This window comes from Sneathiella sp. (assembly GCF_029233945.1).
GTDB lineage: Bacteria > Pseudomonadota > Alphaproteobacteria > Sneathiellales > Sneathiellaceae > Sneathiella.
Genome location: NZ_JARGOQ010000028.1, coordinates 1 through 18,906, shown reverse-complemented (window position 1 = coordinate 18,906; position 18,906 = coordinate 1). Strand labels below are relative to the sequence as shown.

Genomic DNA, 18,906 nt, shown 5'->3' with positions numbered 1-18,906 from the left:
TCATCGTCTCTAATACTTGGATTTCTGCACCGTTCCTGCTATATCCTCGCCAGGTAATCACGCGGTAAACGGCTTGGCTGGAAGGAAAATTCATGCGCGTTGGAACGGTGAAGCGGAAAACAAAAGAAACCAGTATCGAGGTTGAACTCAATCTTGATGGTACGGGCGTGTATGATGTCAAGACAGGTATCGGTTTTCTCGATCATATGATGGAGCAGCTTTCCCGCCACAGCCTGATGGATCTGACGGTGCGCGCGGACGGCGACTTGCATATAGATTTTCACCACACGACGGAAGATACGGGTATCGCGATTGGCGAAGCCTTTGCGAAGGCGCTTGGCGATCTGAAGGGCATCCGGCGCTATGCCGAGGCGCATATTCCGATGGACGAAACCTTGACGCGGGTGGCGCTCGATATCTCTAATCGGCCTTATCTGATCTGGAAGGTGGAATTCAGCCGCGACAAGCTCGGCGAGATGGATACGGAATTGTTCAAGGAATGGTTCCAGGCCTTTGCACAGGCCGCCGGAATCACGCTGCATGTCGAAAATCTCTACGGCACCAACAATCATCATATCGTGGAGAGTTGTTTCAAGGCGCTGGCGCGATCATTGCGTGACGCTGTAGAAATCGATCCACGCCGCGCCGACGCGGTCCCTTCCACCAAGGGCGTGCTGGGCGGTAGCCTCTAGTTTTGAACCACCGCGCCTGCGCGGGAGAAATTGTACCGGAATGGAAACAGTAATCATTGATTATGGCTCGGGGAACCTCCGCTCCGCCGCGAAGGCGTTTGAGCGCGCCTGCCGTGAAAGTAATCTTTCCATGAAGATCAATGTCACCAGCGATGCAGCGGAGGTAGCGGCCGCGGATCGGATTGTCTTGCCGGGCGTCGGGGCGTTCCGGGCCTGCAAGAATGGCCTCCTTGCTCTTGATGGCATGGTGGAAGCGCTGCAGGAGGCGGTCATTGACAAGGGCCGCCCTTTTTTTGGTATTTGCGTCGGGATGCAGCTCATGGCGAACCGGGGGATTGAGCATGGCACGACGGAGGGGCTTGGCTGGATTGCGGGGGATGTCGTAAAGCTGACCCCTAAGGATCCGGAGTTGAAAATCCCTCATATGGGATGGAACGAGCTGCAGATTAAGGCGGACCACCCGCTTTTTGATGGGGTCGAGAACGATCAACATGCGTATTTCGTGCATAGCTATCATTTGGCGGCGCGCGATCCGGCTCATGTTCTGGCGACCGTCGACTATAGCGGTCCGGTCACGGCGATTGTCGGTCGGGACAATATGATCGGCACGCAGTTTCATCCGGAAAAAAGCCAGGAGACGGGCCTCCGGCTGATCGCGAATTTTTTACGATGGAGCCCTTAGCGTGGTGGATAAAATCAGACATATCCAGCAGCCGGTGATTGAAGCAATCAAGGAATTCGATCAGGCGGATATGGACGATCTGTGCGAAGCGGCGGAGGAGGCCATTCTCGATGGGAACGGGTTTGGCTGGTTGACACCGCCGCGCCGTATCGTGCAGGAAAATTTCTGGAAGGGCGTGTTGATGGTGCCAGTACGGGAGCTTTACTGCGCCCGTTTTGAAGGACGGATCGTTGGCTCCGGCCAGCTATTGAAACCTTTTTCCAATAATGAGGCCGGGGCCCATATCGGTCAGGTGGCTACCTTTTTTATCGCGCCTTATGCACGTGGTCATGGCCTTGCCATCGGCCTTCTCGCCGTGATTGAGAACAGCGCAAAAGAGCAAGGCATCAAGATCCTTGAAGTGGATGTACGCGAAACCCAGACGGCGGCTATCGCGCTGCTGGAAGGGAATGGTTATGAGAAATGGGCAACTAAATCGAACTATGCCTGGAATGGCGAACGATATGTCGATGGATTCTACTATAAAAAAGAACTGGCGGAGCTAAAGCGCGATGAATCTCTATCCGGCAATTGATCTGAAGGACGGCAACTGTGTTCGCCTGCTTCGCGGGGAAATGGAGGCGGCGACAGTCTTCAACACTGATCCGGCGGATCAGGCGCACGCGTTTAAAAAGGCCGGGTTCGAACGGCTGCATCTTGTTGACCTGAATGGCGCGTTTGAAGGCAAGCCGGTCAATGCGGAGGCGGTTGAGAAAATCATCACGGCAACCGATGTACCGGCGCAGCTTGGCGGCGGCATTCGCGATCTGGCGACCATTGAAATGTGGCTCAGCAAGGGGTTGAGCCGGGTTATTCTCGGCACCATTGCCCTTCGTGATCCGGCGCTGGTGAAGGAAGCCTGCAAAAAGTTCCCGGGGCATATCGCCGTCGGGATTGATGCGCGCGGGGGCATGGTCGCGGTGGAGGGCTGGGCGGAAACAAGCGAAACTTCCGCCCTTGATCTCGCCCGGAAATTTGAAGATGCGGGCGTGGAAGCTATCATCTATACGGACATCGACCGTGATGGCGCGCTGCAGGGCGTGAATGTCGAGGCAACGCGCGATCTGGCGGCGGCAATTTCCATTCCGGTGATTGCCTCGGGCGGCGTGGCCTCCATTGTCGATATTGAAAACCTCCTCGCGGTGCAGGCAAGTGGAATCGAAGGGGTTATCATCGGCCGCGCGCTCTATGACGGGCGGATTGATCCGGCCGCGGCGCTTGATCTGGTGAGGCGCGAAAATGCTTAAAGCCCGCGTCATTCCCTGCCTCGATGTGAAGGACGGCCGCGTCGTCAAGGGCGTCAATTTTGTTGACCTGATCGATGCAGGCGATCCCGTTGAGCAAGCGCAGATTTATGACGCGCAAGGGGCGGATGAGCTGTGCTTCCTCGACATCACTGCCACATCTGACAACCGCGATACGATCTATGATGTAGTGCGGCGGACGGCGGAACATTGCTTTATGCCGCTCACCGTCGGTGGTGGCGTCCGGCAGGTAGAGGATGTCCGCAAACTCCTGTTGGCGGGTGCAGATAAAGTGTCGATCAACAGTGCGGCGGTCAAGCGACCGGACTTTGTGCGCGAAGCGGCGGAGCAGTTCGGCAGCCAGTGTATCGTTGTCGCCATTGACGCCAAGCAGACCGGGCCTGATAAGTTCGAGATTTTTACCCATGGCGGCCGTGAGCCGACGGGCATTGATGCTGTGGAATGGGCGAAGCGGATGACGGACTATGGCGCGGGTGAAATCCTGCTGACTTCCATGGATCGGGACGGCACGCGATCGGGCTTTAATATTCCGCTGACGCGAGCGGTGGCGGATGCCATTCCGGTTCCGGTTATTGCATCGGGCGGTGTGGGCACCCTCGATCATCTGGCGGAGGGTATCCGCGACGGCCATGCGACGGCGGTTCTCGCGGCGTCGATCTTTCATTTTGGCGAATTTACGATCAGAGAGGCGAAAGAGGCGATGCGGGATGCCGGCATTGCGGTTCGCCTGGAAGAGGAGGCGGCATGAGCGATAAAGAACTTTCCGGGCTAGACCGATTATATGCGACGGTTGCGGCGCGCAAAGGAAGCGATCCGACAAGCTCCTATACCGCCAAGCTCTACACGAAGGGCGGCGCCAAGATTGCCCAGAAGGTGGGGGAAGAGGCGGTCGAGCTTGCCATCGCGGCGGCGCTTGAGGATCGCGAGGAGATTATCTCGGAGAGCGCGGATCTTCTCTATCATCTATCTGTACTTTGGGCGAACGCCGGCATTGACCCCGCTGATATCTATGCCAAATTAGAGGCGCGTGAAGGGCAGTCCGGTCTGGCGGAGAAGGCGGCGCGAAAAACCGATGGAGAGAAATAGAATGGCGTATGATAACGACAATATATTTGCCAAAATCCTGAGAGGCGAACTTCCCAACACCACCGTTTATGAGGATGAAAGCATTCTCGCGTTCAACGATATCGCCCCCAGAACGCCGATCCATGTACTGGTCATTCCGAAGCGCCCTTACATCGATATGGATGATTTCGTGATTAATGGCTCACCGGAGGAAGTCAGCAATTTCTTCGCCAAGGTTGTCGAGATTACGCATCAGCTTGGCCTGCGTGAGGATGGCTACCGCCTGGTCGCCAATACGGGCAAGAATTCCGGCCAACTGGTGCCGCATTTTCATATTCATATCATGTCCGGCAGGCCTCTCGGTGAAGCAGGCATGACCGAAGGCATGTCCGGCGACTGATCAGACCGTGAAATAAGGGAGGCGCTGGGCGTCTTCAACAATATAGATGCCAAGCGGTTCAACCCGACCGCGAATCTCGGTGCTTTCATGGGTTAATTCAGAGAAATCCTCCGCCACGAGATTTGCCACTTTGTCCGAGAAAATAAGCTGGCTGGCATATTCCTTGGTCAATGCTTCAAGGCGGCTTGCCGTGTTGACTGGATCGCCGATGGCGGTAATCGAGGTGGCGCTGCCATAGCCCATCTGACCGACGATAACCTGCCCGACATGGATGCCGATGCCGATTCTAAGCGGTGCCGGTAGATCAGATTTGAGATTCTCGTTCATTATTTCAAGCTCTTTAGACATTGACCGGGCGGCGTTCAAGGCCATGCGGCTGGCGGTTTTGCTATTCTCGTTCAGACCGAATAGCGCCATGACGCCATCCCCAATGAATTTATCCAGATGACCGCCATTTTCCTCAATTGCTTCACCCATATGACGGAAATACTGGTTGATGACAAAAACCACATCATAGGGGAGTTTTTGCTCGGAGAATTTGGTGAAGGCCCGCAAATCCGCAAACAGGATTGCAATTTCCTTTTCCTGCCCTTGCAAATAGGCGGGTTGATTAAAGGCCTGACGCACGGTGGCTGTGGCCGGCAGCAGCGGAATGACGGACACATCTCCGGCCGGAATGCTCTGACAGGCGAGGCGGGTTCCTTCCGGAGCGCCGACACGGCGGAGAACGGAAATTTCCTTATCGCTCGCCGGATTCAGCTTGTCCCAGCCGTGCGTGACCCGTATGCGACAGGTGGAGCAGCGTCCGCGTCCGCCGCATACGGACGCATGGGGAATGTTGCCAAGCTGGCTTGCCTCCAGAATGGAAAGACCGGGTGTGGCGAGAACGGTTCTGTCATCAGGATAGGTGATGGCATTTACCTTGCGACGTCGGTAGCGGATGGTCCAGTAGACCCGGCTTACCACAAGCAGGCCGAGGGCCGCGAACATAACCTGAAAACCAATATCCCGGGTCGTGTAGGCCCAGCCGATCAGGTCCGGCGGAAGATTGAGGCGCGCGAAAAACGCCTCTCGCCAGGCGGTATCGGCATTCAGCCGCTCCAATTCATTCGCGCCATTAATAAATCCGCTTAAGGAGACAATTGGCAGGATCAGGGCGAGACTGTAGAGAGCGGGAAAGGCTTTCTCGTACCAGGGTTTGAGCCGGAGCCAGAAATGAACGCCCAGGCAGCCATGCGCCCAGGCAACCAACAGTCCCAGGCTTTGCAATAACGCCTGGATCGGGGTTGCAACCCATAAGCTGAACAGGACGTAGCTGTAGCTGTCCTCCACACCGTAAATCTCATGGGCGACACGGGTGCCGATGATATGAAGGATAACCAGTGGTGGAATTATAAGCCCGAGGATGATTTGGAAGATGTCCTTACCCGCAAGCCGGCGGTAGGAGCGATGCCGAAGCAGCTTGTAAAAGACCAGGGCGATATGAAGGGTGATAGCGGCCAACAACAGGGTTGTCCCGGGCGCGCTCCGCCAGAAGCTGAGAAAGATGTCCCGCCCTAACTCCATCGCGTTCAGGGAAATGAGGCCCAGTGCGTGATTGATAAGATGACCGGCCAGAAAGATCATCAGCACAAGGCCGCTCATCAGTCTGAGCCGGTCCGGCCGAAGGGCCCGGCGTAACGATAGTGCTCTTCGTTTCAGGGCCCTTGGCAATTTCATCCGCAATGTCCGTGCATCTATGCGACTGCGAGCTTCTTTTGAAGCAATTCCTTCAGATCCGATGTCGGACGGGCGCCATAATGGCTGATGATCTCCGCCGCCGCCATCGAGCCGATCCGCCCGCTGGTGGCGAGATCATGACCATTAGTGAAGCCATAGAGAAACCCGGCGGCGAAAAGGTCGCCCGCGCCTGTGGTATCTACAACCTCAATCTCCGTGTCGGCGGGAATTGTATGGGTCTCCGATCCTTTGACGATGATCGATCCCTTTTCGCTCCGTGTCAGGCAGGCAATTTCGACCTTTCCGCGAACCGTATCCAGCGCGGCATCGAAGTCTTCCGTCTCGAAGAGGGATTTGATTTCGTCTTCATTGGCAAACAGGATATCGACGCCGCCTTCGATAAAGTCCTGGAACTCCGCGCGATAGCGATCGACACAGAAGCTGTCCGACAGGGTGAGGGAGACACGCTGGCCTGCTGCATGGGCAATTTCTGCCGCCTTGCGAAAGGCCTGCTTACCGTTTTCAGGATCCCACAGATAGCCTTCCATATAGGTAACCTTCGATGCGGCGATTACTTCCGGATCGATATCCTCCGGCCCGAGTTCAATACAGGCCCCGAGATAGGTATTCATCGTGCGATGCGCATCCGGTGTCACCAGGATAAGGCTGCGTGCGGTTGCCGCGCCTTCCGTTGATTTTTTGGTTTCGAACGTCACGCCGCTGGCGTGGATATCATGAGTGAAAATATCACCAAGCTGATCATCGCGGACCTTGCCGACATAGGCGCAATTGCCCCCGAGAGAGGCGACGCCCGCCGCCGTATTCGCCGCCGATCCGCCGGACATCTCAATCGCCGACTTCATCTTCGCATAAAGCTCCTCGGCGCGGGCCATATCGATCAGGTTCATCGAATTCTTTACAAGACTTTCCGTCTCCAGAAAGGCGTCATCGGTTTTACTGATAACATCGACAATGGCATTGCCGATACAGGTTGTGTCAAACATCCGCTTCGTCATAATATCCCTGCTCGTTACTCTGGCATCGGGGGAGTATAGTCGCTCGAACCAAAGGGGCAAGAGCGCTTTGCGTCGCGTTGTGATTTAGGAGATGAGGGATGACGGATTTAGTTAAAATGACGGCGACGGAGGTTGTTGGCCTTCTGAAAGACGGAAAAGTCTCGCCGGAGGAGCTTCTTGACGCATCTGAGGCGCGGATCAAGGAAACCGATGGCGCGATTAACGCCCTACCGACACTTTGCTTTGATCGCGCACGCGCCCATGCAGCCCGGCTGAAGACGGAAAATCTCACCGATCGACCCGACCCGCATCTGCATGGGCTGCCCATCGCGATTAAGGATCTAACTCCGGTGAAAGATGTGCGTTTTACCTCCGGCTCACCGATTTTTGCGGACCGGATTGCTGATTTCTCCGATGTCATGGTGGAGCGGCTGGAAGAACGAGGCGGCATCGTCATCGGCAAGTCGAACACACCGGAGTTCGGCGCGGGCGGCCAGACCTTTAACGAGGTGTTTGGCACGACGACAAATCCCTGGAACACCGAACGGACGCCAGGCGGATCTTCCGGCGGGGCGGCATCGGCGCTGGCCACCGGCCAGGTCTGGCTCGCGCAAGGGAGCGACCTCGGCGGGAGCCTGCGCACCCCGGCGAGCTTTACTGGCGTTGTCGGCCTGCGCCCGTCACCGAAGCGCGTGGCGCATGGCCCGCTGCGGCTACCTTTCTCGACCTATCCGGTGGAGGGCCCGATGGCCCGCAATGTGCCGGATACGGCGCTGTTCCTCGATATGATGGCGGGATCGCATGTCCTTGACCCCAGCAGTCTGCCTGCGCCCGAAACCTCTTATGTGGATAGCCTGAAGGATATCCCGAAATTCGGTCGCATCGCCTACAGCCCTGATCTGAGCCAATGCCCCGTCGATCCGGAAGTTGCTGATATTTGCGCCAAAGCGGCGGCGGATTTCGAGCGCTATTGCAACGGGGTGGAGGAGACTTGCCCCGATCTCCATGATGCGGAGGAAATATTTCAGACTTTGCGGGCACAGCTCTTTATTGCCAATCATGCGCCGCTCCTTGCGGAACATCGCGACAAGCTGAAGCCCGAGGTTATCTGGAATGTCGAGAAAGGCGCGAAGCTCAACGCCGATGATATTGGGGCCGCGCAACGGGCGCAGGGCGATCTTTACCAGCGGATCGTTAAATTCTTCTCCGAATATGATTTCCTGATTACGCCCGCGTCAATCGTCCCCGCCTTTCCCCATAAATTGCGCTATGTCGAGGAGGTAAACGGGGTGAAGTTCGACAACTATATGTCCTGGCTGGCGCTGCCGTCCATGCTGACGGTCACCAACTGCCCGGTTATCTCGATCCCTTGCGGCTTCACGAAAAGCGGCCTTCCGGTGGGGCTGCAGATCATGGGGCCGAACGCGCGAGAGGACCGCGTCCTGCAGGCGGCCTGTGCATTTGAGCGCGATCATGACTATGCGTCGCGGGTGCCGATCGATCCGATCACCCCGGCATGAAGCGTTAATTTCTTGCACATGCGGCGGGAACTACATACATATTCCGGGACTTGGATCGTTAGATTGAAAAGGGCGTATTTTGTTTTCTGCAATCAGCAAGGCCATCGCACAGCTCGATGACAAGGCATTCCGGTCGGTTCTTCTGAAAGCCTTGGCGCTGACCGCCGGTATCTTCATTCTTGTGGGGTTCGGCGCAACGGAGGCCTTTTCCCTCGTTCCTGAATTTGACTATAGCTGGATAAATACGGCGATCAGCTTCCTCGCTGGTCTCGGATTTCTGCTCGGCGGGTTTTTCCTGTTTCCGCTCGTGATCAGCGCCCTGATCGGCTTGTTTCTTGATGACATCTCCGATGCGGTGGAAAAAAAGCACTACCCCCAAGACGAACCGGCCCATGATATCCCGCTCCTGTCGAGCATCTGGGATGCGGTTAAGTTTCTGGCATTGGTCATTGTCTGCAATATTATTGTGTTGCCGCTTTATTTCATCCCGGTGATCAACCTCTTTGTTTATTACTTGCTGAACGGTTATCTGATCTCCCGCGAGTATTTTCAGATGGTGGCGATCCGTCATCACGACGTAGAGGAAGTGACCCGGCTTCGCAAGACCAACGCATCGGAGCTTTATCTGATGGGAATTGTCATCGCTTTCTCACTGACCATCCCGATCCTCAATCTGGTCGCGCCGATCATTGCGACGGCGGCCATGGTCCATCTCTATAAAAAGCGGGTGGGGAGCATGCCTAAAAGCCGCGAACTGGTCGCTTGATGAGAAAAATCCTGGTGATTGCGGCTCTGCTCGTGATTGGGCTGTCTGCCTGTGCGCAAACTCCGACAGCCTCCAAACCCGAAACGGAAAAACCGAAAACCGCCGCGGCAAACACGCCGTCGAAGCCTGCGGTGGTGAAATCATCGCCCAAGCCGCCAGCTGTCGCGATGATTAAGCCCCGCATTATGCTGGAGCCGACAGTTGTTATCGGCCGGACGGATGCAGAGATAAAAAAGGCATTCGGCGATCCTAACCTGCTGAGGCAGGATAGCCCGGCGGAAGTCTGGCAGTATCTCGCCCAGGATTGCGCAATACATCTATTCTTCTATCCGGCGAGCTCTGGCGAAGCGCTGGCGGTCCGTCATATCGCGATCAACGGGCGCAGTGTTGATAATTTTTCGGATCTTGACCGCAAGCAATGCTTTAACGATCATCTGAAGGCCGTCGGCGCGGAAGAGGCCTTTGTCGCGAAGAAGGCGTCCTGACGCCACACTGGCCGAGTTGAGGTTTTACGCGAGGGTTTTACCCTTAAAGGCGCAGAGATCGGCGACGATACAGCGATAGCATTCGGGTTTACGCGCCTTGCAGATATAGCGCCCATGCAGGATCAGCCAGTGATGTGCATGGCGGAGATATTCCTTCGGGATAACCTTTTCGAGCTTTTTCTCGACTTCGAGCGGAGTTTTCCCGGGCGCAAGACTCGTGCGATTGCCAAGCCGGAAGAGATGGGTATCCACGGCAATTGTTGGATGCCCGAACGCGATGTTGAGCACAACATTTGCGGTTTTCCGACCCACTCCGGCGAGCTTTTCAAGTTCCTCCCGGGTTTCGGGCACCTGGCTGTTGTGATCGCGGATCAACGCTTCACACAGCTTGATAACGTTCTTCGCCTTGGTCTTATAGAGCCCGATGGTCTTGATATAATCGCGCAGAGTATCCTCCCCGAGCGCGAGAATTTCCTCCGGCGTGTCGGCAATGGCGAAAAGCGGCCCTGTCGCCTTGTTCACCCCGACGTCTGTCGCCTGCGCCGAGAGAACCACGGCAACAAGCAGGGTGAAGGAATTGACGTAATTCAGCTCCCCTTCCGGTTCCGGGTTATTCTCTTCCAGGCGGCGAAAAAATTCGCGGACATCAGCTTTTTTCATCCTATGTTATTGGCATAGGCGGAATTTATGCGCAATAATCAATGTGAAAGGATGCACGATGCATGGTGAATGCGAATTGGAGGGAGAAGACAGCTCGCCGCGGCACGCCGCGGGGGAGTTTTTCCTGTCGCTTCATCCGAACCGCAGCCTGTCGCAATCCGGCTTTGTTATCCTGATGGTTGGAGTTGCTTTGGTGAGCTTTATCTCCGGGATGGTGTTCCTGTCCATGGGCGCCTGGCCGGTTCTTGGTTTTTTCGGGCTGGACGCGTTGCTGATCTATCTCGCCTTCCGGCTCAATTTTCGCGCCGCCCGGCGCTATGAGACGGTGCAAATCCACAACGATCTGTTCACGATTACGCGCACTGCACCCGATGGCGCGGAGAAGATGGAGGCGTTCGATGCCTATTGGGCGCGGTCTATGGTCGAGCGCGGGCAGCTCTGCGTGACAAACCGGGGCAAATCCTACGAAATCGGCAATTTTCTCGGGGAGGATGAAAAGATTGAAGTGCAGGAGCTGATCGCGAAAGCTCTCGATACTTACCGCAAGGGCGGCATTCTTCAGTCCCCGAGCCCAAGCACGTCCATCATATCGTAATTTCCGGCGGGCTTGTCCTTCGCCCAGAGCGCCGCACGAACAGCGCCGCGCGCAAAGATGGAGCGGTCGCCTGCTTTATGGGTTAGCTCAATCCGTTCATTCTCAGCGGCGAAGATCACCGTATGGTCGCCGACGACATTGCCGCCGCGCAACACCGCATAACCGATGTCGCCGCGCTTGCGGGCGCCGGTGATACCATCCCGGCCGCGATCGGCCACATCGTCATGCTCAACGCCGCGTCCGGCGGCGGCGGCCTTGCCGAGCAGGAGAGCCGTCCCTGACGGCGCATCGACCTTGTGATGGTGATGCATCTCCAGGATTTCAGCGTCAAACTCATCATCTAAAATGGCAGCGACTTTTCGAGTGAGCTGGGCGAGTAGATTGACGCCAAGGCTCATATTTGCGCCCTGAACAATAACGGCCTGCTCGCCACAGGCGGTAATTTCATCCTGCTGTTCATTGCTGATGCCTGTGGTGCCGATGACGAGAATTTTGCCATGCTCCGCCGCGAGTTTTGCATGCGCGACGGAGGCGACCGGCGCGGTAAAGTCAATCACCGCATCTGCCTCATCAAAGAGCTTTGACGTATCGTCTGAAATCAAGATGCCGGAAGGCTCCAGCCCGGCGAGGGCGTGAATATCCTTACCGATGTCGGGGGAGTTCGCGGGCTCTGTTCCGCCGCATATCACGCTGCCCGCCGTTTCGCTCACTTGCTTCACCAGCATCCGGCCCATTCGGCCCGCCGCCCCGACAATCCCAATCTTCAAATCGCTCATATCACAAACCCTTTTTTATCGCGCCACAGGATGTAGCACAGTCGGGCGAATGTGGCGAGATGGTATTAGGGCGCAGGCCGCTCAGTCTTTCAGATCGGCGAGGAAATCCTTGACGCGGGAGAAGAAACCTTCGGATTCGGGGCTATGGGCACCCTTGCCAGCATCGTCAAATTCCTTCAGCAGCTCCTTCTGGCGCTTGGTCAGATTGACCGGCGTCTCCACGATGGTGTGGATATACATATCGCCATGGCTGTGGGAATTCATGATCGGCATGCCCTTGCTGCGGAGCCGGAACTTGCGCCCCGATTGGGTGCCAGCGGTAATGCTGACCTTGGCGCGCGCACCCTCCAGCGTTGGCACCTCGATATCGCCGCCGAGTGCCGCCGTCGTCAGCGGAATGGGGACGCGGCAATGGATATTCTGTCCATCTCGCTGGAAAATCCGGTGATCCTCGACGGTCAGGAAAATATAAAGATCGCCAGGCGGTCCGCCGCGCATACCGGCTTCGCCCTCGCCGGAAAGACGAATGCGATTGCCGTCATCGACACCGGGCGGAATGTTGACCGAAAGGGTTTTTTCCTTGTTCACCCGGCCCTGGCCACGGCAGGTCTTGCACGGGTTCTTGATAACCTGTCCCTGCCCCTGACAGGTCGGGCAGGTCCGCTCTATGGTGAAGAAGCCTTGCTGCGCGCGGATTTTGCCTATTCCCTGACAGGTATCGCAGGCCGTGGGTTCTGATCCGGCTTCCGCGCCCGACCCGTCGCAGCTTTCACAAGGCGCGGTTGTCGGGATCTTCAGTTCCATCTTCTTGCCGTGATAGGCATCTTCGAGGGAAATTTCGAGGTTATAGCGAAGGTCAGATCCACGTGGGGCGCGGCTGCGGCCACTTTGCTGGCCGCCCATAAAATCGCCAAACAGATCTTCGAAAATATCGCTGAACCCGCCGCCAAAGCCCTGCGCGCCCCCGGGACCACCACCATTTTCAAAGGCGGCGTGACCATACTGGTCATAGGCGCTGCGCTTTTGTGGTTCTTTCAGGATTTCGTAGGCTTCGTTGACCTCCTTGAAGGCGGCTTCTGCGCTGCTGTCGCCGGGATTGCGATCCGGATGAAATTGCATCGCCTTCTTGCGATAGGCGGATTTGAGTGCAGCGGCGTCAGCGTTGCTATCCACCCCAAGTATTTCGTAATAATCGCGTTTGGCCATCAGTATCAATCACTTAACGAATGCCGCCCCGGACCGGATTTCCGGGACCGAGGCGGTATGTTTAGGAGACAGGATTTACACGGGTTCCCCCCTATAAATCCTTATTTGTCTTTTTTGTCTTCATCGACTTCTTCAAAGTCCGCGTCGACAACATCATCATCGGAGGCTTCGCCTTGTTCCCGGCTTGCGCCTTCGGCACCGGCGCCGGCCTGTCCCTCACCCTCTTGCGACTGGGCATAGAGGGCTTCACCGAGCTTCATGGATGCGGCCTGCAACGCTTCCATCTTGGCCTTGATAGCCTCGACATCGTCGCCTTCCTTGGCTTCTTTCAGCTCGTCAAGCGCAGTCTGGATCGGCGCCTTGATGTCGTCGCCGACTTTATCGCCGGCTTCCTCAAGGGTTTTCTCCGTCGCATGGGCGAGGCTGTCCGCCTGGTTCACGACTTCGACTTTTTCCTTGCGGGCCTTGTCCTCGGCGGCATGTTCTTCCGCGTCCTTGACCATCTGGTCGATATCGGACTCGCTCAAACCACTGGAGGCCTGAATCTGGATTTTCTGTTCCCGACCGGTGCCCTTGTCTTTCGCCGAAACATTGACGATACCGTTTGCGTCAATATCGAAGGTGACCTCAATCTGCGGCACACCGCGCGGCGCACCCGGAATCTCGGTCAGATCAAAGTTGCCAAGTAGTTTGTTATCCGCGGCCATCTCGCGCTCACCCTGGAACACCCGGATGGTCACGGCCTGCTGGTTATCCTCTGCGGTCGAGAAAGTCTGGCTCTTCTTCGTCGGGATCGTCGTATTGCGGTCGATGAGACGGGTAAAGACACCCCCCAGCGTTTCGATACCGAGGGAGAGCGGTGTTACGTCGAGCAACAGAACGTCCTTAACATCACCTTGAAGGACACCGGCCTGAATGGCGGCACCAATGGCGACCACTTCGTCCGGGTTCACGCCCTTGTGGGGCTCGCGACCAAAGAAATTTTTAACAGTCTCGATAACCTGTGGCATACGGCTCATGCCGCCAACGAGAATGACTTCGTCGATTTCGCCTTTTTGCATTCCAGCGTCTTTCAGCGCTTTCTCACAGGGAGCGAGCGTCCGCTTGACCAAGTCTTCAACGAGACGTTCGAACTGTGACCGGGTCAGTTTTAACTGCATATGTTTCGGGCCGGAGGCATCCGCCGTGATAAAGGGCAGGTTGATTTCCGTCGACTGGGAAGACGACAGCTCAATCTTCGCTTTTTCGGCCGCTTCCTTCAGGCGCTGCAAGGCCATCTTGTCGGAGCGCAGGTCAATGCCCTGCTCCTTCTTGAACTCATCGGCGAGATAGTCGACCAGTTTCAGGTCGAAGTCTTCACCACCGAGGAAGGTGTCGCCATTTGTTGAGCGGACTTCAAAGACGCCATCACCGATTTCAAGGATGGAAACGTCAAACGTACCGCCACCCAGGTCATAAACCGCAACTGTCTGGTTTGACTTATCCATGCCGTAGGCAAGGGCGGCTGCTGTCGGCTCGTTGATGATACGCAGGACTTCAAGACCAGCAATCTTGCCCGCATCCTTGGTTGCCTGACGCTGTGCGTCGTTAAAATAGGCGGGAACGGTGATCACGGCCTGGCTGACGGTTTCTCCAAGATAGCTTTCCGCCGTTTCCTTCATTTTTTGAAGGATGAAAGCTGAAATCTGGCTCGGGGAGTATTTTTCGCCGCGGGATTCGACCCAGGCATCGCCATTGTCGGCCTTGACGATCTCGTAAGGGACCATCGTCTTATCTTTTTGGGTGGTCTTGTCGTCAAATCGGCGACCGATAAGCCGCTTGATTGCGAAGAAGGTATCTTGCGGATTTGTCACCGCCTGACGCTTTGCGGACTGCCCGACGAGCTTTTCGCCGTCTTCCGTGAATGCGACCATCGACGGGGTTGTCCGCGCGCCTTCTGAATTCTCAATGACCTTTGCATTCTTGCCATCCATAACGGCGATGCAGGAGTTGGTCGTTCCCAAGTCAATTCCGATTACTTTAGCCATCATATCCTCTTTAATATTGGCAGATCACCGTAGCCAGCTTATGCACCATGGTGATCCCCAGGATTTAAAACGTTTAAGTCTGTTGCCGTGTATATAAGTTCGAAACAAATTCAGTGCAAGGGCCGGATTGGCCGGGCATGGACATATGTTGAATTCGCGAAAAACAGATGCAGCGCTTAAGTCTAAGCATGGCAGCCATGTTTAATCCTTCCTTTACCTTGTGAATGAGCCCTGATACGTGCGATAGACGAGATAGCAAGAGATTATTACAGAGAGTTCATGTGACAACTGAGCCACCCAATCGCGGCAGCAGCGCCGCCTCCAGCTTTTTCTCGCCTGATGAAACCCGTGGACTGTTGAGCGCGCTTGGGGCTTTTATCGTTTGGGGCTGGTCTCCGATGTATTTCAAATGGCTCTCGCATGTTTCCCCGATAGAGATTATCTCCCATCGCATCATCTGGTCGTCGGTGCTGGTTATGCTGCTGATTGTGTCAACGCGCAAAATCGGCCAGTTTCTGGAAATCTACCGGGATCCTAAGCGGCTATATGTCTTTGTTTTGACCACGTTGTTGATCGGCGGGAACTGGTTGACCTTCGTCTGGGCCATCTCCAATGACCGCATTCTGGAAGGCAGCCTCGGTTACTATATCAATCCCTTGGTCAATATCCTGCTCGGTATGATCTTTCTGGGGGAGCGGCTCAATAAATGGCAGACGGTGTCCATTCTATGTGCTGTTGCCGCCGTGGCTATCCTGACGATACAGGTCGGCCATTTGCCCTGGATTTCCCTGGTGCTTGCGTTTTCCTTTGGCTTTTACGCGTTGCTCCGCAAGAAGACGGGTGTCGATAGCGCGGTTGGCCTCGTTGTCGAGACGACATTGTTGTTTCCGGTGGCGCTTGGGTTTCTGCTGTACCTGACGTTCACGGCGGAGCCCGGCGCGTCAACGGAGGCGGCCACCGGCTTTCTTTTCGATTTCGAGAGTTTGCTGTTGCTGGTTGGGACCGGCATAGTGACGGCGACACCGCTTATTCTTTTTACCACTGCCGCCAAGTATCTCAAATTCACGACAATCGGAATCTTGCAGTATCTGGCGCCGACCATGCATGTGTTTATCGCGGTCTATATTTATAATGAACCGTTTGATCAGTCGCGGCTGTTCGCCTTTGCGCTGATCTGGCTCGGCCTGATTATATTTAGTGTGGATGGCTACCGGGGGCGGCGTCGCCCCGCAGCGCTTTAAGGTGTAACCACGCCGCTACACCTTCTCATCGACATGGGATTCGGCGCGCTTTTGACCGCCCTTTGACACCCCAACCATGGCTGGCCGGAGAAGCCGGTCAGCAATCACAAAGCCAGCCTGCGTCACTTGAAGCACGGTTCCTGATGGCACTGACGGGTCCTCAATCTCATACATTGCCTGATGCAGGTTCGGATCAAACTTCTCACCCTTGGGGTCGATTCTCCGGATCTGGTGCTTTTCCAGCGTGTTGAGCAGTTCCGATTCCGTCATTTCAATGCCGGGCAGTACATTCTTCACATCCGGATTCTCGCGGGCGCTATCTGGAATGCTTTCAATCGCGCGGCGGAGGTTGTCAGCAACGCCCAGAATGTCGCGGGCGAATTTCGTCGCGGCATAGGCATGAGCATCCTGCTTTTCACGCTCGGCCCGGCGGCGCATATTCTCGACATCCGCCATTGCCCGGAGCAGCTTGTCTTTCAGGTCGGCAATCTCGGCATCTTTCTCGGCAATAATATCCGCAGCGCTCGCTTCCTCGGGAGCGCCGGACTCCGGGCTTGTCTCTTGCTCACTCTCGGCGCCTGTCGGTGCCTGTGCCTCGTTTGATATCGTTTCATTCTCCTCCTGATCATTCAGGGGGGGCTGCTTTGGTTCATTCATTCTGTCTGCTTCCTAATCCAGCAATTTACCGATTACCTTTGCGGTATAATCCACCATTGGAACGATACGCGCATAGTTTAAACGCGCCGGACCGATGACACCAATGGCGCCGACGATCTGTTCCTGACTGTTCTGGTATGGAGAAATAATCATTGATGTCCCGGAAAGCGAGAAAAGATTATTTTCCGAGCCAATAAAAATTTTGACGCCGCTACCCTGCTCGGCCAGTTCCAGCAACTTAATCCGTTCTTTCTTGACTTCCAGCGTATCGAAGAGGTCCTTAATTTTCTCAAGATCTTCAAGGGCCTGCACATTCTGAAGCAGGTTGGCATGACCCCGGACAATAAGCGTTTCCCCGCCGCCCCAACTCGCAATATCATGGGCGATCAGATCCTGGGTCAGTTCATCAAGTTGCGCCTGATGATTGTCGAGCTCACGCTGAATTTCCTGTCTGGTTGCCTGCAGGGTGCGGCCTGAAAGTTTTGCATTGAGGTAATTGGCCGCCTCCCGCAGGCCGGAATCGGTGAGACCTGGCGGCAGTTCAATGGTCCGGTTCTCGACCATGCCGTTAGCGGTCACGATAATCACGAGCGCTCGATCAACCCCGAGACGGACAAACTCGATCTGCTTGATCGAACTGTCGCTTTTCGGGGCAATCACCAGCGACGCGCAGTTCGACAAGCCCGAGAGCATGGAGGAAGCCTCGGTGAGCATTTCCTCCATATTGCGGCCATCAACCGCGCAGCGGGCCTTGATATCGGCGCGTTCCGCTTCAGTCAGGTTGCCGATTTCAAGAATGCCATCGACGAACAGCCGCAGACCCTGCTGTGTTGGTAGCCGCCCGGCCGAGGTATGCGGAGAATAAAGAAGGCCCGCATCGGCGAGGTCCGCCATGACGTTACGGATCGAGGCAGGGGAGAGATCCAGCTCGCTGATCCGCGACAATGTGCGCGAGCCGACGGGCTCTCCGGTTTGCATATAGGTTTCCACTATATGCCGGAAGACGTCTCGGCTACGGTCATTAAGTTCCTGTATCGTCATGTCGATTTCGTCATGAAACGGCTAATCCTTTATTGGTCTAGAATGTAGTGACGCGGGAGGCTTGCGTCAATCTGGCACAGCGGTTACAACAAGCGCCAATCTTATTTCATCGATTAAAGGAAGTCTTATGCGTCCCTCCGGCAGAGCCCCCGATCAACTGCGCGACATTGTTATGGAACCCGGCTATGCCAAGAATGCGGAAGGGTCCTGCTTTATCAAATGCGGCGATACCCATGTGCTTTGCACGGCAAGTGTTGAAGAGCGAGTGCCGCCCTTCTTGCGTAACACCGGCAAGGGTTGGGTGACGGCGGAATATGGCATGCTGCCCCGATCCACCGGATCGCGCATGGGACGGGAGGCGGCACGGGGCAAGCAACAGGGTCGCACCGTGGAAATTCAGCGCTTGATTGGCCGATCCTTGCGGGCGCTGGTCAATTTTGAAGGCTTTGGCGAACGTCAGATCACGGTCGACTGCGATGTGATCCAGGCCGATGGTGGCACGCGCACGGCATCCATTACCGGCGCCTATGTTGCGCTCTATCAGGCGTTTGACAAGTTGGTCGAGCAGGGGAAAATTCTTGAAATCCCGATGAAGGGGCAAGTGGCAGCTGTTTCCTGCGGTATTTATAAAGGCACGCCGGTACTTGATCTTGATTATCCGGAAGACAGCAATGCGCAGGCCGATGCGAATTTTGTCCTGACGTCCGGCGGGCAGATCATCGAAATTCAGGGGACAGCGGAGGAAGATCCCTTTTCCGAAGCCGAGTTTGGATCTCTTTTCTCGCTCGCCAAGAAGGGTGTGACGGAACTCTGCGCTCTACAGCGGCAGGCCCTCGGGATTTGATGAGCGGCCACCGGAAATTTGAGGGCGGCAAGCTGGTTGTTGCCAGCCATAATCCGGGCAAGGTTCGTGAAATTGGCGAACTTCTGGCAGCTTTCGATGTGGTGCCGGTCTCGGCGGGGGAGCTCGGCCTCCCGGAACCTGTTGAGGATGGCGATACTTTTATCGCCAATGCCGAGATCAAGGCACTGGCCGCGGCAAAGGGCGCAAATA

The 18,906-nt window shown here is 55.9% G+C and carries 22 protein-coding genes; 14 read left to right on the top strand and 8 right to left on the bottom strand.

What is annotated here, in order from left to right; all coding sequences use genetic code 11:
• Window positions 1-92: 92 nt before the first annotated feature.
• From hisB to P1U71_RS10515, 7 genes are read left to right on the top strand one after another with little or no spacing between them, the layout of a single operon-like run.
• A complete protein-coding gene (gene hisB / locus P1U71_RS10545) occupies window positions 93-692 on the top strand; it encodes an imidazoleglycerol-phosphate dehydratase HisB (RefSeq protein WP_301105564.1) in 600 nt (199 codons plus the stop codon).
• 40 nt (window positions 693-732) lie between these two features.
• Complete coding sequence (gene hisH, locus P1U71_RS10540; RefSeq protein WP_301105563.1) at window positions 733-1,374, top strand: imidazole glycerol phosphate synthase subunit HisH; 642 nt, start codon at window positions 733-735, stop codon at window positions 1,372-1,374.
• Between the two features lie 4 nt (window positions 1,375-1,378).
• Entirely contained in the window at window positions 1,379-1,948 is a 570-nt protein-coding gene (locus P1U71_RS10535; protein ID WP_301105562.1) for a GNAT family N-acetyltransferase, read from the top strand.
• A complete protein-coding gene (gene hisA, locus P1U71_RS10530; RefSeq protein ID WP_301105561.1) occupies window positions 1,926-2,660 on the top strand; it encodes a 1-(5-phosphoribosyl)-5-[(5-phosphoribosylamino)methylideneamino]imidazole-4-carboxamide isomerase in 735 nt (244 codons plus the stop codon). The genes P1U71_RS10535 and hisA overlap by 23 nt, the downstream gene beginning before the upstream one ends.
• Window positions 2,653-3,426: an imidazole glycerol phosphate synthase subunit HisF gene (hisF, locus tag P1U71_RS10525; RefSeq protein ID WP_301105560.1), complete on the top strand. Its 774-nt coding sequence runs from the start codon at window positions 2,653-2,655 to the stop codon at window positions 3,424-3,426. Before hisA ends, hisF begins: the two co-directional genes overlap by 8 nt.
• On the top strand, window positions 3,423-3,764 hold the full coding sequence (locus P1U71_RS10520; protein WP_301105559.1) for a phosphoribosyl-ATP diphosphatase: 342 nt from the start codon (window positions 3,423-3,425) through the stop codon (window positions 3,762-3,764). Before hisF ends, P1U71_RS10520 begins: the two co-directional genes overlap by 4 nt.
• 1 nt (window position 3,765) lies before the next feature.
• Entirely contained in the window at window positions 3,766-4,143 is a 378-nt protein-coding gene (locus P1U71_RS10515; protein ID WP_301105558.1) for a histidine triad nucleotide-binding protein, read from the top strand.
• On the opposite strand, the gene P1U71_RS10510 is transcribed toward P1U71_RS10515, so the two are convergent.
• On the bottom strand, window positions 4,144-5,787 hold the full coding sequence (locus P1U71_RS10510) for an adenylate/guanylate cyclase domain-containing protein (protein ID WP_301105557.1): 1,644 nt from the start codon (window positions 5,785-5,787) through the stop codon (window positions 4,144-4,146).
• A gap of 92 nt (window positions 5,788-5,879) precedes the next feature.
• Complete coding sequence (locus P1U71_RS10505) at window positions 5,880-6,866, bottom strand: adenosine kinase (RefSeq protein WP_301105556.1); 987 nt, start codon at window positions 6,864-6,866, stop codon at window positions 5,880-5,882.
• A 110-nt stretch (window positions 6,867-6,976) separates the two neighbouring features.
• Between P1U71_RS10505 and P1U71_RS10500 the strand changes: the two genes are divergently transcribed.
• The 3 genes from P1U71_RS10500 to P1U71_RS10490 all read left to right on the top strand — a co-directional run bounded on the left by P1U71_RS10500 (window position 6,977) and on the right by P1U71_RS10490 (window position 9,649).
• Entirely contained in the window at window positions 6,977-8,398 is a 1,422-nt protein-coding gene (locus P1U71_RS10500; RefSeq protein WP_301105555.1) for an amidase, read from the top strand.
• Between the two features lie 79 nt (window positions 8,399-8,477).
• Window positions 8,478-9,164, top strand: coding sequence for an EI24 domain-containing protein (locus tag P1U71_RS10495; RefSeq protein WP_301105554.1), 687 nt, complete (start codon window positions 8,478-8,480; stop codon window positions 9,162-9,164).
• Window positions 9,164-9,649 (top strand): hypothetical protein, encoded by a 486-nt coding sequence (locus P1U71_RS10490; RefSeq protein WP_301105553.1) that lies wholly within the window; start codon window positions 9,164-9,166, stop codon window positions 9,647-9,649. The genes P1U71_RS10495 and P1U71_RS10490 overlap by 1 nt, the downstream gene beginning before the upstream one ends.
• A 24-nt stretch (window positions 9,650-9,673) precedes the next feature.
• On the opposite strand, the gene nth is transcribed toward P1U71_RS10490, so the two are convergent.
• The gene (gene nth / locus P1U71_RS10485) at window positions 9,674-10,309 is read right to left on the bottom strand and encodes an endonuclease III (protein ID WP_301105552.1); all 636 of its coding nucleotides are present in this window, start codon (window positions 10,307-10,309) and stop codon (window positions 9,674-9,676) included.
• Between the two features lie 58 nt (window positions 10,310-10,367).
• On the opposite strand from nth, the gene P1U71_RS10480 reads away from it, so the two are divergent.
• Window positions 10,368-10,904: a DUF2244 domain-containing protein gene (locus P1U71_RS10480; protein ID WP_301105551.1), complete on the top strand. Its 537-nt coding sequence runs from the start codon at window positions 10,368-10,370 to the stop codon at window positions 10,902-10,904.
• Here the strand turns inward: P1U71_RS10480 and dapB are convergent.
• From dapB to dnaK, 3 genes are all read right to left on the bottom strand, one after another.
• A complete protein-coding gene (gene dapB, locus P1U71_RS10475; protein WP_367281171.1) occupies window positions 10,868-11,671 on the bottom strand; it encodes a 4-hydroxy-tetrahydrodipicolinate reductase in 804 nt (267 codons plus the stop codon). The genes P1U71_RS10480 and dapB overlap by 37 nt on opposite strands.
• A gap of 90 nt (window positions 11,672-11,761) precedes the next feature.
• Window positions 11,762-12,886 (bottom strand): molecular chaperone DnaJ, encoded by a 1,125-nt coding sequence (gene dnaJ / locus P1U71_RS10470; protein ID WP_301105549.1) that lies wholly within the window; start codon window positions 12,884-12,886, stop codon window positions 11,762-11,764.
• Window positions 12,887-12,987: 101 nt separating this feature from the next.
• Window positions 12,988-14,913 (bottom strand): molecular chaperone DnaK, encoded by a 1,926-nt coding sequence (gene dnaK / locus P1U71_RS10465; protein ID WP_301105548.1) that lies wholly within the window; start codon window positions 14,911-14,913, stop codon window positions 12,988-12,990.
• Between the two features lie 281 nt (window positions 14,914-15,194).
• Here dnaK and rarD point away from each other — a divergent pair, with 281 nt between their 5' ends.
• Complete coding sequence (rarD, locus tag P1U71_RS10460; RefSeq protein ID WP_301105547.1) at window positions 15,195-16,154, top strand: EamA family transporter RarD; 960 nt, start codon at window positions 15,195-15,197, stop codon at window positions 16,152-16,154.
• A gap of 15 nt (window positions 16,155-16,169) precedes the next feature.
• Here the strand turns inward: rarD and grpE are convergent, their stop codons facing one another.
• Together grpE and hrcA are read right to left on the bottom strand one after the other, a co-directional pair.
• Window positions 16,170-16,811 (bottom strand): nucleotide exchange factor GrpE, encoded by a 642-nt coding sequence (grpE, locus tag P1U71_RS10455; protein WP_301105546.1) that lies wholly within the window; start codon window positions 16,809-16,811, stop codon window positions 16,170-16,172.
• 12 nt (window positions 16,812-16,823) lie between these two features.
• Window positions 16,824-17,852, bottom strand: coding sequence for a heat-inducible transcriptional repressor HrcA (gene hrcA, locus P1U71_RS10450; RefSeq protein WP_301105545.1), 1,029 nt, complete (start codon window positions 17,850-17,852; stop codon window positions 16,824-16,826).
• 127 nt (window positions 17,853-17,979) lie between these two features.
• Here hrcA and rph point away from each other — a divergent pair, with 127 nt between their 5' ends.
• Both rph and P1U71_RS10440 read left to right on the top strand, forming a co-directional pair.
• Window positions 17,980-18,696, top strand: coding sequence for a ribonuclease PH (rph, locus tag P1U71_RS10445; RefSeq protein WP_301105544.1), 717 nt, complete (start codon window positions 17,980-17,982; stop codon window positions 18,694-18,696).
• Window positions 18,696-18,906: non-canonical purine NTP pyrophosphatase (locus P1U71_RS10440; RefSeq protein ID WP_301105543.1), on the top strand; the 211-nt coding region annotated here is incomplete at its 3' end. The genes rph and P1U71_RS10440, both read left to right, overlap by 1 nt.

Excerpts from the sequence above, each read along its gene's own strand:
- hrcA (WP_301105545.1), bottom strand. The coding sequence starts at position 17,852 with ATGACGATACAGGAACTTAATGACCGTAGCCGAGACGTCTTCCGGCAT.
- P1U71_RS10505 (WP_301105556.1), bottom strand. The coding sequence starts at position 6,866 with ATGTTTGACACAACCTGTATCGGCAATGCCATTGTCGATGTTATCAGT.
- hisB (WP_301105564.1), top strand. The coding sequence starts at position 93 with ATGCGCGTTGGAACGGTGAAGCGGAAAACAAAAGAAACCAGTATCGAG.
- P1U71_RS10515 (WP_301105558.1), top strand. The coding sequence starts at position 3,766 with ATGGCGTATGATAACGACAATATATTTGCCAAAATCCTGAGAGGCGAA.
- rph (WP_301105544.1), top strand. The coding sequence starts at position 17,980 with ATGCGTCCCTCCGGCAGAGCCCCCGATCAACTGCGCGACATTGTTATG.
- P1U71_RS10500 (WP_301105555.1), top strand. The coding sequence starts at position 6,977 with ATGACGGATTTAGTTAAAATGACGGCGACGGAGGTTGTTGGCCTTCTG.
- hisF (WP_301105560.1), top strand. The coding sequence starts at position 2,653 with ATGCTTAAAGCCCGCGTCATTCCCTGCCTCGATGTGAAGGACGGCCGC.
- nth (WP_301105552.1), bottom strand. The coding sequence starts at position 10,309 with ATGAAAAAAGCTGATGTCCGCGAATTTTTTCGCCGCCTGGAAGAGAAT.
- hisH (WP_301105563.1), top strand. The coding sequence starts at position 733 with ATGGAAACAGTAATCATTGATTATGGCTCGGGGAACCTCCGCTCCGCC.
- dnaK (WP_301105548.1), bottom strand. The coding sequence starts at position 14,913 with ATGGCTAAAGTAATCGGAATTGACTTGGGAACGACCAACTCCTGCATC.
- P1U71_RS10480 (WP_301105551.1), top strand. The coding sequence starts at position 10,368 with ATGCATGGTGAATGCGAATTGGAGGGAGAAGACAGCTCGCCGCGGCAC.
- P1U71_RS10510 (WP_301105557.1), bottom strand. The coding sequence starts at position 5,787 with ATGAGCGGCCTTGTGCTGATGATCTTTCTGGCCGGTCATCTTATCAAT.
- P1U71_RS10490 (WP_301105553.1), top strand. The coding sequence starts at position 9,164 with ATGAGAAAAATCCTGGTGATTGCGGCTCTGCTCGTGATTGGGCTGTCT.
- grpE (WP_301105546.1), bottom strand. The coding sequence starts at position 16,811 with ATGAATGAACCAAAGCAGCCCCCCCTGAATGATCAGGAGGAGAATGAA.
- hisA (WP_301105561.1), top strand. The coding sequence starts at position 1,926 with ATGAATCTCTATCCGGCAATTGATCTGAAGGACGGCAACTGTGTTCGC.
- P1U71_RS10520 (WP_301105559.1), top strand. The coding sequence starts at position 3,423 with ATGAGCGATAAAGAACTTTCCGGGCTAGACCGATTATATGCGACGGTT.
- dnaJ (WP_301105549.1), bottom strand. The coding sequence starts at position 12,886 with ATGGCCAAACGCGATTATTACGAAATACTTGGGGTGGATAGCAACGCT.